The 12,075-nt window shown below is 38.0% G+C and carries 11 protein-coding genes and 1 pseudogene; 5 read left to right on the top strand and 7 right to left on the bottom strand.

From position 1 onward, the window contains the following. Positions 1-99 precede the first annotated feature (99 nt). Complete coding sequence (rsmA, locus tag ACP6PK_RS13705) at positions 100-948, bottom strand: 16S rRNA (adenine(1518)-N(6)/adenine(1519)-N(6))-dimethyltransferase RsmA (RefSeq protein WP_426560079.1); 849 nt, start codon at positions 946-948, stop codon at positions 100-102. A 369-nt stretch (positions 949-1,317) separates the two neighbouring features. After that, positions 1,318-1,470, bottom strand: coding sequence for a hypothetical protein (locus ACP6PK_RS13700; RefSeq protein ID WP_426560078.1), 153 nt, complete (start codon positions 1,468-1,470; stop codon positions 1,318-1,320). 442 nt (positions 1,471-1,912) lie between these two features. On the opposite strand from ACP6PK_RS13700, the pseudogene ACP6PK_RS13695 reads away from it, so the two are divergent. After that, positions 1,913-3,019: pseudogene (locus ACP6PK_RS13695) on the top strand (RNA-guided endonuclease InsQ/TnpB family protein). 47 nt (positions 3,020-3,066) lie between these two features. On the opposite strand, the gene ACP6PK_RS13690 reads toward ACP6PK_RS13695, so the two are convergent. From ACP6PK_RS13690 to ACP6PK_RS13675, 4 genes are all read right to left on the bottom strand, one after another. Beyond that, complete coding sequence (locus ACP6PK_RS13690; RefSeq protein ID WP_426560077.1) at positions 3,067-3,198, bottom strand: hypothetical protein; 132 nt, start codon at positions 3,196-3,198, stop codon at positions 3,067-3,069. Between the two features lie 373 nt (positions 3,199-3,571). Then, positions 3,572-5,143 (bottom strand): S8 family serine peptidase, encoded by a 1,572-nt coding sequence (locus ACP6PK_RS13685; RefSeq protein WP_426560076.1) that lies wholly within the window; start codon positions 5,141-5,143, stop codon positions 3,572-3,574. Positions 5,144-5,179: 36 nt separating this feature from the next. Then, positions 5,180-5,932 (bottom strand): DsbA family protein, encoded by a 753-nt coding sequence (locus ACP6PK_RS13680; RefSeq protein ID WP_426560075.1) that lies wholly within the window; start codon positions 5,930-5,932, stop codon positions 5,180-5,182. A gap of 108 nt (positions 5,933-6,040) precedes the next feature. After that, positions 6,041-6,490, bottom strand: coding sequence for a hypothetical protein (locus ACP6PK_RS13675; RefSeq protein ID WP_426560074.1), 450 nt, complete (start codon positions 6,488-6,490; stop codon positions 6,041-6,043). Positions 6,491-7,258: 768 nt separating this feature from the next. Here ACP6PK_RS13675 and ACP6PK_RS13670 point away from each other — a divergent pair. Beyond that, positions 7,259-7,597 carry a Uma2 family endonuclease gene (locus ACP6PK_RS13670; protein WP_426560073.1) on the top strand — a complete coding sequence of 113 codons (339 nt, stop codon included), beginning with the start codon at positions 7,259-7,261 and terminating at the stop codon, positions 7,595-7,597. A 264-nt stretch (positions 7,598-7,861) separates the two neighbouring features. Next, positions 7,862-7,999, top strand: coding sequence for a hypothetical protein (locus ACP6PK_RS13665; RefSeq protein WP_426560072.1), 138 nt, complete (start codon positions 7,862-7,864; stop codon positions 7,997-7,999). Here the strand turns inward: ACP6PK_RS13665 and ACP6PK_RS13660 are convergent. After that, on the bottom strand, positions 7,986-9,329 hold the full coding sequence (locus tag ACP6PK_RS13660) for an NACHT domain-containing protein (RefSeq protein WP_426560071.1): 1,344 nt from the start codon (positions 9,327-9,329) through the stop codon (positions 7,986-7,988). The genes ACP6PK_RS13665 and ACP6PK_RS13660 overlap by 14 nt on opposite strands. A 173-nt stretch (positions 9,330-9,502) precedes the next feature. On the opposite strand from ACP6PK_RS13660, the gene ACP6PK_RS13655 reads away from it, so the two are divergent. Beyond that, on the top strand, positions 9,503-10,273 hold the full coding sequence (locus ACP6PK_RS13655; protein ID WP_426560070.1) for an SH3 domain-containing protein: 771 nt from the start codon (positions 9,503-9,505) through the stop codon (positions 10,271-10,273). Positions 10,274-11,143: 870 nt separating this feature from the next. Beyond that, complete coding sequence (locus ACP6PK_RS13650) at positions 11,144-11,779, top strand: SH3 domain-containing protein (RefSeq protein ID WP_426560069.1); 636 nt, start codon at positions 11,144-11,146, stop codon at positions 11,777-11,779. The last annotated feature ends 296 nt before the right edge of the window (positions 11,780-12,075 follow it).

The following is a 12,075-nucleotide window of genomic DNA, read 5'->3' as shown; positions in this document are numbered from 1 at the left end:
GGTATTATCCTGATGCTATTTATAGCCTAAACGTCACCTTTTGTGCAACAAAGCCTTACGCACACCAAAACTAGAAAAGGGGTTTTGGGTACGTCAGTCCTAATTATCAGTGATTTCACTGTGAGACTGTAAAAACTCCTCTAAACTATTTGCTAATGTCACCCACTCCTGGACACTTAAATCTTCTGCACGACTTTGGGGGTTGACTTTTAACTTTTCTAATAACTCGGAAAGGCGATCGCGCTCGACAACTGCTTTTAGATTATTTCTCAACATTTTCCGTTTACTAGCAAAACCCAATTTAACTAATGTTTCCATTTGTTTTGGATTATTGGCCTGGGGTTCTATTAGTTGAGGCCGTAGTCGTATTACTGCGGAATCTACTTTGGGTGGCGGATAAAATGCTTTAGCAGGTACATCGCAAATAAATTCACATTTGGCTAAATATTGAATTTTTACTGATAGGGAACTATAAGCTTTTGAATCTGGTCGAGCGCAAATTCTATCTGCTACTTCTTTTTGTAATAATAAGACGATTAAATCATAAGTATTAGCTACAGGTTGAGCAATTGTGCCTAATAGTTTTTCCAGGATTGGGCCTGTAATGTTATAAGGTATATTCGCCACAACTTTATTAGGATTTTGGAAAGTAGGAAATTGTGCCAAATTAGTTTCTAAATCTAGGGATAAAATATCTCCTTGTAATAAGAGAAAATTTTCTACTCCGCCAATTTTTTTGACTAACTTTTGACATAAATCTCTATCAATTTCGACGGCAACAACCGAAGCTGCTAGGGACAATAAACGATGAGTAAGGATACCTGTCCCTGGCCCAATTTCTAAGACGCGATCGCTGTTGGATAATTCAGCAGCTTGGACAATTTTATTGAGAGCTTTGTCACTCCTGAGCCAATGTTGAGCAAATCTTTTTCGAGGTTGAATAGTCATTTCAGTTATTAGTTATCAATTATTAGTTACCAGTACCTCTACAATAAGGGGAATTGAAATAGAAAATATTCTCTTTTTTTATCCTCTTAAAAGAGTCGGCATTAGACCCAAATTTTTAGGTCATAATATAGTAACCCTAAATGATTTGGGAAAAAAAACTGTAGGGGTTTGGTCTCCTTTCCCCAAGCTAAAATGGGATTTGGAGACTAAACCCCTACGATAAAATGTTACAACCTATCAGGACTTACACAAAAAATGAAGTTATACACCATTTGTAGTGGTTAACGGCTGTTAACCCCTACTACATAAGATGGTTATGGGTAAGTCCTGCCTATTTAGGATTGCTATATATAAGCAAATTATATAAATTTAGTAGATATTTAATTCCCTAATAATTTTTTCTGGTTTTTCTGGAGGATATTTTGGCAATCCCTTCCCTAGTAAAAATTCTAATTTTGGAGAGATAATTATAGTTCTATTATTGTCTATTCTGAGATGTTGATTGACGTCTTCTTTTGTCAAAATATGTTTGTTTATATAAGTTTGTAATAATTGATGAATAATTAGGAAAGAATGATAAATAACTGATGTTAACTTGGCTCCAGGAATGTGAATATACTGTTCGCCAGTTTGATGCTGATACTGATAACGAATAGGATTATGATCTCTTTTAGCAGCTTCTAATTCATTTGCTGGTTTTTAACCGGGATAAACTTGAATATTTTTTTTCAACTTTATTGTTTCTAACTGTGCTACCCAGGGTATCCATTGAGATACTCCTTGTTGAATAGCTTGGAGAATAGAAGTTTCATTTCGATTACCAAAATAGTCAGTTTCACCCCTTATCCAACTTTGAGGTAAATTGATTGGAGTTTGAGCTAGAGGAATTATAGAGCATTGACTTAATCACAGAATAACGATATAATAAGTCAAAAAGCATACCATTGGCTGCACTCACTCATAAATGAAATCCATTAGAACAAAGCTGAAACTTAGTAATAAACAGAAAACTCTGATGGCTCAACACGCAGGCTATTCACGCTGGTGTTATAATTGGGGTTTAAGTCTGTGGAATGCTGCTTACAGAGATGGTTATAAGCCAAACTCCTGTAAGCTTAGAGAGGTTTTTACCAATCACACAAAACCACTTTATCCTTGGATGAAAAACTTGTCATCTAAAGTTTATCAATACGCTTTTATTAACTTCGGTGAAGCATTTAAGAGGTTCTTCCAAGGGTTGGGTAAACGCCCACGGTTTAAGAAGAAAGGTAAACATGATTCCTTTACAATAGATAATTGTGGAAAGCCCATAGAATTAAATGGGTGGAATCACAAGTTACCTTTTATTGGTATGGTCAAAACTTATGAACCCATTGAGGCAACAGCTCAAAAAATCACTATTAGTAGACAAGCAGGTGATTGGTATCTGAGCTGTAGCTATGAATTTACTCCGACTCCTACACCTAAAAAGACTGAAGTTGTAGGTGTTGATTTAGGTGTGAAAACCTTAGCAACTTTGAGTGATGGAAAAGTATTTGATCGCGTCAAATCATACTGCAAATCTGAAGCCAAACTATCTAGAATGCAATACCTGAACCGCAATAAAATTATTGGTTGAGCTAACTGGAGGGCAGCACAACTGAAGATAGCTAAACTCCATAGACGAGTGACTAATATCCGCAAAGATGCACTTCATAAATTGACAACATATTTAGCCAAAAACCACGGCACTGTCTCAATTGAAGATTTGAATGTCAGCGGAATGTTACGCAATCATAAGCTAGCGAAATCAGATAGCAGATAGTGATTTTATGAGTTTCGGAGACAGCTAGAATATAAAACTCAGTGGTACGGCTCTGGGCTAGTAGTTGTTGATAGATTTTTCCCATCATCAAAGACTTGTTCTAACTGTGGTCATGTTCAGGATATGCCATTAAGCCTGAGAACCTATGATTGCCCTGAATGTGGGTTGTCAATAGATAGAGATTTAAACGCCAGTATAAATTTGAGGGATGCGGTCGGCGAGAGCTACGCTCCGCTGACGCGAACGGTCGTGAATGCCTGTGGATGAGTAACCGCCGACGGCCTCAGTAGAAGCAGGAAGTAAACATCAAGTTGTCACTTTATGTGACGCTTTGTATCAGTTTTATAGAGCAGTTCTGCTTGATTATATTCTAATCCATAAAAAATAGCCAAACGATTCTCACCTGCTTTGATGATTCCTCCGTATTGCCGTTGTTCGTGAGCCATAAATCACCAATAATAAAGTTTAAAAAGTTGACCGTTGTAAGATAGTAATGTTTCTACACTTGCCTTTTTAAAACAATTTCAATCAGGCAAGGTAGTGGTCTATAAAAATTAAATTTTTTGTACTGTGTGAAATTAGTTAAATAGTGCAACAAAGCCGTCTAGATTACCACATTATTCTTGCAATTGTTTCAATTTCATCTGGACAAAAGGGAAGATTTTATAAACCTTTAATCCTCTCATCCAGATGTACCGAGGGACAAGCCGTTCTACTAAACTTACCCAAAATTACCCAAAAAGCATTGGAGCTAGCTTCCTGCTTGATTGAGAATCACTGACCGCAGTCTGTAACCTTTTTCTTTCCACAGGCTTAAAATCACTTGTTTTCAGAAAAGGCACGGAAGATGTAATTAGGTTCAGCATAAACTACATCTGGAGATTCCAGCAGTTCAGCGATCGCGTCCAAAGTTGCTTGCTTAAGCTCAACCTCACTCATCGCAGCTACTTCTGGTTCAGACAAGCGGATCAAGATGGGAATATTTGGATTTCTAGAAGTTTCCACAACCGTGGCTTTTTTCCCAAGCAGCTTTTGGGTCTCTGCCACTGCGCTTTGAGGTTCCTTGTACTGCACCAAAATTTCTCCAGGAACAAATTCAGCATTTACACTAATCTCACCACGACTTGCAACCAGATCATTGTTGTCCATGGCTAAAATCTCACCAGATATCTTTTCAGAAGCAGCAGCAGATTCAAAAGCATCGGGGACTCGTAAAATACCAGTTCCCATGCGCGAATCACCAAAGGATTCGGCATTATTTACTAGCAGTGCTTTGATTTGAGCAGGAGACAGACTGGGATTCTTCTGTAGAAGCACTGTAGCAGCACCAGAGACGTGGGGCGTAGCCATTGAAGTTCCATTTAGGCTATCGTAATCAGGGTTACGATAGGTACTGAGAATATTTACCCCAGGTGCAGAAAGATCGTTGAAGCCATAGCTAGAAAAAGACGCTAACTGGTTATTGATATCTGTGGCTCCTACCGTCAGAGTCACACTCGGACAACTAGCAGGTTGTTGGGGATTATTATTACCCGCATTACCTCCTGCCACAATTACAGCAGAACCCGCAGCAACGGCTTGACTAATCGCATTTTCCAGGGTTGGGGAACAATTTCCCCCTCCCCCTAGACTCATATTGATAATATCAGCTGGTTCAGAACTACTGAGACCATGACTGTTGGTTATCCCTGCTGCATAGTAAATTCCGTCAATAATATCACTGAAGGTTCCAGAACCAGTGCTTCCTAGCACCCTTACTGAAATGTGGTTCACTCCATTGTTGCTACTCTGGTTCCAAGGAGTTCCGGCAACGCCAGTGGTGTTATTGGTTGTTGCCAGGATAGTACCTGAAACGTGAGTCCCGTGATGCACTGCTTGGCTGGGAGGGCTGTCCGCAGCATCGACTCCTGTGCCAATGTCAGCACCAGAATTGAGGAACCGTGCATTATTAGTGGAACGGGGCGGTAGATCGGGATGTCCACCAGCATAAACTCCGTCATCGATCACGGCAACTGTCACTCCCGTGACAGTTTGAGTTGAGGTAGTCCCCCAAACTGCTGGCATACCAATATTTTCATAGCCCCACTGCTGGTCGTACATCGAATCATTTGGTGTCGCTTCAGAAGGAGGAGGAGTTTCTCCTTGCTCTTGACAGCAAAGATAAGGGGATGTATCTGAGGTAGGTGTCAGGTCTCCCGAACAAGCACTGCCGCGTTCGTAGGGCATGGCATCTTCGCGTGTGGGTATTACCCCACTGAAGGTCGGCCACTTGCCGCCACAATCATAACAAAGGGAGCAGGATGAGGCTGCTATTGCCTGACTTGGCTGGACACTCAGCAGTAGCACCACAGCAAACATCAATGCGAACAACCAAGACATCGTTCTTTTCATAATTCTTTCCTTTCTATTTCAAAGTTGAATGAGTATTTACAACGCTTTCTCCAATTCAGATAGTGGGACAGCACCCGCAAAAGCTTTCCCATTGATTGCCAAGAAAGGAGTACCCCCAATCTCTGCTCTCTGAGCCATTTCTATATCTTTCTCAATTGCAGTTTCAGCAGCCTGACTATGGCGATCGCGGTTAAACCTCTCCAGATCGAGATTGAGATTTCTCGCGATATCCAGATATAATTGCTCACCCAACTTATCTTGCTGGTTAAACAGGGTATCGTGGTACTGCCAAAACTTTCCTTGCTGATTAGCAGCCCAAGCGGCTTTGGCAGCAGGCATGGCTTCAGGATGAATTGACAAGGGTAAATTCTTGTACACTAAAGCGACTCGATCTTGATGAGTTGCCATAAATTGCTTCAATGTCTTGTGAGCCTGGGAACAGAAGGGACATTGAAAGTCTGAGAACTCTAGCAGCACAATTTTGCCATCCACTGAGTCAGTAGCAGGTGATTCACCAATGATTCTGTCGGGACTGGCTTTGAGTTCTTGGGAGAGTAACTCCTGAGCTTGTTTCTGTTGCTCCCACTGTTGCTGCTGGTAGACCTGAAGAGATTCCCAAACTACCTCGGGGTGGTTGCGGATAACCTGCAAAACTTCGGCTTCTAATTCTGTAGTAACTTGATTGGGGCTATCTGCGCCCTTAAGGTTTGTGGCTGCTTGTGCTGGTGCTGACCAACTCAGCACTGTCAGGCACAACACTAACATTATCTCTATCCATCGTACACGCACTAAGGTCTACCTCCTTATTCTAAAAAGAGTGGTTCTTTGGAATTAGAGAGGGCTTCTGGAAGAGAAATTTTCCAAAAGCCCTTGGCTAGGATCTGGCTTAATTAGCCTCTAAAAGAATCTCCTGCAGCAGAGATAAGGGTATTGATCATCCCTCCACATATAGGTTCCTGAACAATTAGTGCCTAACTCATAGGCTTTGGAGATGGTTGCTTCCAGGTTGCGATTGATCCCACCAAAATTTGGCCAGCCACCGCCACAGGTCTCGCAATAGGTGCAAAGAGTTATATAACCAACATCTACCTCTGTCCCAACTTCTTCTGATTTTGCTGCCTCTTTTGCAACCTCTGCCTTGCTCGGTTGAGCCTGTGCTACCTGCATTTGTTGATCTAGTTGAGCTAGCACTTCTGCTTTACTAGGTTGAGCTTGCGCAAGCTGTACCTCGGCTGCCATTGCTTGACTGGGCACGGCAACCAGCATCATCATCACAGAAAATACGATAGCCAAAAGCCAAGATATTTTTCTCATGTTTCTTCTTCTTATTAAAGTTGATATATCCATTTGAGAAAACTTCTTAATCTACTCACACTCCGTTGAGGCATTTACTCAGTTTCCTTACAAACAATACTATTGCAAAAAAAAACTATCAAGCAATAGTAAATCACTACTTTTATTGATTCTTTACATGGTTAAATAGTGTCAATTTATTAGTTATTCAAATATTTATAAAATCCAGATAAAGCAACAAAAAAAATACACAAATTATACTAAATCCGGTTCTCATACACCTCTTGTTTTTATACCATAAATGCTTGATATAAATATATTTAGTACATATTATAAAATTGGTTTTGGTAACCGATTTTGGAATTAATTAAATAATACTAATTGGATTTTAAAGACTACAAAAAAGTCGTTTTTTGGAAAAATATTTGGTAGAATATTGATCAAGTTATGTGAAAAATAATATTTAGATTGTCAATGGCTACAAATTTACTTACAAAATAATGTTAAATTTTGTGAAGTCCTCAAGATCTAAAAACCTTATAACAACGGAGATACGTTCAATTAATAAATTTGACTTATAAGTATATTTCCAGAGATAGGAAGCTATGTCCTCATAAAATCTTAATAAAACTAAACAATTACTTGGGCTAATACTAGAGAAGATGGCATTGCTGAGGGGCGGGATGAATATAAGTGGGGTGGGCATCCTACCAGGGGTCATTTCAGTTATCAGTTAAATGAAAACTTAATTCCATACTTCAAAAACTATTTGAATAGAACCCATTTGGTATCTATTTGTGTACTTAAAATGGGGGGTGGGGAGTGTGGGGAGTGTGGGGAGTGTGGGGAGTGTGGGGAGTGTGGGGTGTATTAGACCTCTCCTTTCATCCCAAATCCAATCAATTATTACCCATAAATTATCAATTACTTCTCGACTTAGACCTATTTTCTGGAGATACGCTTAGGGCTTCTATACCAGAGATTTTATATGTTTCTTATGAACACTTATCTCCAGAATGGATAGCAGATGAGTTTTGTCCTATTTTGCCCGATTTAGTAATAGAAATTATTTCTCCTGCTCAAACATTTGGTCAACTCATAGCTCAAGCTAGAGATTATTTAGATGCGGGTGTATTAAGAGTGTGGGTTGTTGATAGTTAAGCTAGGAGTATTACCCAATTATTAATTATTAATTAATAATTAATTCTGGTTTAAAGCCTCCCCTTGGATAGGGGAAAAAAGCGGTCGTTTGCGAAGCATTCCGTCAGGATGGGATGGCGTTAGCGAAGCGGGTCCGTAGGAGCGGGTCTCCCGAAGAGTGCAGAGCCACTCCGTTAACGCCATATCCAATCGACCAAGAGAAGAAATGATATTTCCCGATATTCAATTCCGTAACGGTTTTAACCTTCTTGTAATTATCAATTAATGAAAGTTTTTTATCCAGATGCACCGCCACAAACTTTTATGGGAGATACCCCAATGATAGATTCTCTATTTGAAGGATTAGAATTAACTCCCGAACAAGCATTTAAAAAAGCTGGAATTCCTACTACATCTCAGTAAAATGTCTATACAATAAATGATGAATAAATTGATAGCGATCGCCTATTCTTTGTAACAATAATCGACTAGCAGAATAATTCAGAAAACGACGATAATTCCAGGGAATATGTCCATTACTAAATAAAACAATTCGCAGCACTAAACTTTTCAGTCCGGGCAAACCAAACTTCCCACCAATTAACCCACCAATAGCACCACAAATTAACCCTTCTTTTAATTCCCAAACTAAGGTAAAAATAAATCCAAAAGTAAACCCCCAAAATAAAACACTAATCAAATTAATAATTAACTTATAGGTCTGTAACTCGCCATTAGGATCTAGCCAACTTGACTGTAATTTTTCTATTTTAAATTCCTGAATATTTTCTGCTGCCATTCGCTGTGCTAACCATGCCAACCACCGTCTTGTTTGTTCTGGTAGTGGTTCTTGATTTCTAGGATACCATTTATAGTTAGTTTCTCCCCCTAATTGAGAACGAATATAAGCATTTAATAAGTATTTTTCTCTTCCCTCTTTAGAAGTAATTCTTCTCCAAGCAGCAATTAAAATTTCCTCATAAGCTAAAGTCATCATGGTTAACATTAATGGTGTTTTAGCTACGTTTAATAACTCTGGTTCATCCTGAATATAATTCCAAAGTTCTCGACTTCTAGCCAGTAATAAATAATCTTGAATCTGGCTGTTTTTTAAAGGTTGTAATAAGACAGCAGCATTCACTCTCAACTTATTATGACAATTTTTATAAGCTGCAAAACTACTACAAACAACTAAGTGTTTTGGTTGAAAATCTACTGAAAATTTATTAATCCTGTCTAAGCAATGTTCAGATAATTCTGGGGATACTCCATCGAAGCCATCTATTAAAGGTAATAGTTGCTGATTTTCTAACCAATTTATAGTAACTTTCTTAGGAATATTGTATTTAAACTTAAGTTGCTCGACTAACCAATCCGAAATTTCCTGATTGTTATTTTGCCATTTTGAAAGATCTAATAATACTGGGATTGGTGTTTTTTCGTCTTTTTCCGCCCGAATCACAAGCCTTCTTGCTAATTCCAATAAAGTTGTAGTTTTACCACCTCCAGGATTTCCTAATAATAGTAATTTGCCTTTCATGCGGTCAAAAACTTGCATAATATTTACTTTAGGAGGGAGTTGAAAAATAGGGCGCTTTCCTACTTTTACTTCTATATCCCAAGAACGTTTTAATTGTTGGGGTGGTTGCTGACGGACAAGATTAACTATCACTGCATGGTGTAGAGACTGCAATCGCATTTGCAGAACTTCTGTCTTAACTCTATTTAATAGTTGGTCGCGATTTATTTGCACCTTTGTATAACTCTATTTTTACATGGTTTAGTTAACTATTATTTAGTTAACTATTATATGGTTAAAATATTTATATTATATTTGCTTTAATAGTTAACAGTTATGCTTCTGATTAAAATTCAAATTGACCAAAAAAGTAAACATATAATCAAGTTAATAAGGAGATAAAAATTATGTCATTGAATATGGGACAACTAATCATTACAGGAATAGCTGGATTTGCAAGTGCCACTTCTATGGCTTATTTCACAATTCAGTCTGGTTCCTCACAATTTGCTAGTAATTATTTCCAGACACAAACGTTGGATAGCAACCTAGTTTCTGGTCAACTAAAGTCCTCATCTTTAACTCCTAACTCCTCAGATTTAGTTAGTCAAAAATCTAGTCCAGTTATTATTACACCACCAACATCAGGATGTAAAATTAATATGGCGATAGTAGATGATCCTGAAGCACCTCTAAATGTTCGTAGCAGCCCAGAAGTTAAAGAAGGTAATATAGTTGGTCAACTTAACAATAATACCTTTGTTTCTGTGGCAGATGAACAATCTGGTTGGCTACAAATTACTAATCCTGTTACAGGTTGGGTTGCCAAGAACCGAACTCGTAGTAGTTGTGCAAAAGTGGATAAGACTATTACTTTTTCCCCAGAAAGTGACACAGCTATTATTAGAGGCGAGATTATTGGTACTGGTAGTCATAACTACCGGGTCAGGATGATTCAGGGTCAGACCCTGACTATCAAAAATTTAGGGGATGTCTTTCCAGCAATTATTAGTCCTAATGGCCAACTTATCACAAGAGAACCCAATGTTGAAGGTAATGAAAATGAATGGACAGATATTATTTCTCTGAGTGGGGTATACACTTTACAATTAGATTCTAATCTGCGTGGATATGAATATGAATTTTTAGTGTTAATAGAAGGGAACGAGAATTTTTAGTTTAAACTTTCAAGAAATTATTAATTTTCCTGGCTTTTTTCTAGGTGCAATAATTATTGTCGTAGGGGGAATTAAGATTATAAATTCTGTACCTTTTTGTGGAGTAGAAATATATTCTAAAATTCCGATGACGTTCCACAATAACTTGATAACTAATTACTAAACCTAAACCTGTACCTTGACCGAAAAATTAAGGAGTAGGGCAGTAATTTTTTTGCCCAACTATTGCCATAAATGCGCTCCTTTTTGATTTTTCGGGAACCGTGCATCAACAGATGAAAACCAGGTACTTTTTCAATACCTAAGAAGGTATCTGTAAAATAAATCTAAAGAAACACCTCAAATATCTATACTTGATGGGTTACGGCGGTCAGAGAAATCTCCAGACTGATTTTGTGAGATTATTGTCGCCTCACCCTCCCCACCCTACATCAAGGCTTAATTTTTTATTTATAGAAGCCCTAACCGTATCTCCAGAAAATAGGTTCAAGTCGAGAAGTAATTGATAAAAAATGGGTAATAATTGATTTAATGATTGGATGAGTGGGAGATATCTAATACATCCCATCACCCCACCTCCCCATCACCCCATCACCCCCTCTACTTTTAAATAGATCCCTTCAGGGGTTCTATAGATACCTCTAAAAATGCACTTACCTTTATCTATCAATGGTTTTATATTTAATCAGCCACCCTTAATTATTAATTATTAATTATTTATTAAAGGAGCGATCGCCAGTTATTGTGCAAAAAAATGCACGTCCATCCGTCATAACAAGGTTGTTGTGATAAATTATTCACATTATCGCACTTCGCCAAAATTAAGGAGATGATTAAAACATAGAGTTCAAACACAGGAAATCAAAAAATATGACAAACCAAATTGTTGTTGATCAACCAAAGTCCTTATCTTCAAATCCCAATTTCTCAGATGTAGTTAGTCAAGAATCTAGTGCGATCGCATCACCAGCATCAGAATGCAAAATAGGTATGGCTATAGTAGACGATCCTGAAGCACCTCTAAATGTTCGTAGCAGTCCAGAAGTTAAAGAAGGTAATATAGTTGGTCAACTTAACAATAATACCTTTGTTTCTGTTGTAGATGAACAATCTGGTTGGCTACAAATTACTAATCCTGTTAAGGGTTGGGTTGCTAAAAACAAAACTCGCAGTAGTTGTGCAACAGTAGATCGGATTATTACTTTTTCCCCAGAAAGTGACACAACTATTATTAGAGGTGAGATTATTGGGCCTGGTAATCATAGCTATCGGCTTAGGATGATTCAAGGTCAGATCCTAACTATCAAAAATTTTGGGGATGTCTTTCCAGCAATTATTAATCCTGATGGCCAACTGATAGCAAGGGAAACTAATGTTGAAGGTAATGAAAATGAGTGGACAGGTGTTATTTCTATGAGTGGGGTATACACTTTACAATTAGATTCTCATCGGCGTGGATTTGAATATGAGTTTTCAGTGTTAAAAGAAGGGAACGAGAATTTTTAGTTTAAACTTCCAAGAAATTGGTAATTTTCCTTCCTTTTTCTGGTTGCAATAATTAGGGCTTGGTGATTAAATCTTAAAGCATTGACAAGAAATAAGGTGCATTTTTAGGTCGGGAAAAAGTACCTAGTTGTCAGCTCTTTATACTCAAAAAGTTAAGATTTTGGGGAAGAGTTGAGCAAAAAAATTACTCCCCTACTCCTTAAAAAAGACTTTTTCAGCAAACCCTAATTATTGTCATAGGGGAATTGAAATTACAAATTCTGTACCTTTTCCTGAAGTAGAAATACATTCTAATT

The sequence above is a fragment of the Dapis hubbardiae BLCC-M172 genome, assembly GCF_050016015.1.
In the GTDB taxonomy this organism is placed as follows: Bacteria; Cyanobacteriota; Cyanobacteriia; order Cyanobacteriales; family Microcoleaceae; genus Trichodesmium.
Note: the sequence above shows the minus strand (reverse complement) of the source record. Positions and strands in the feature narration are given on the sequence as shown.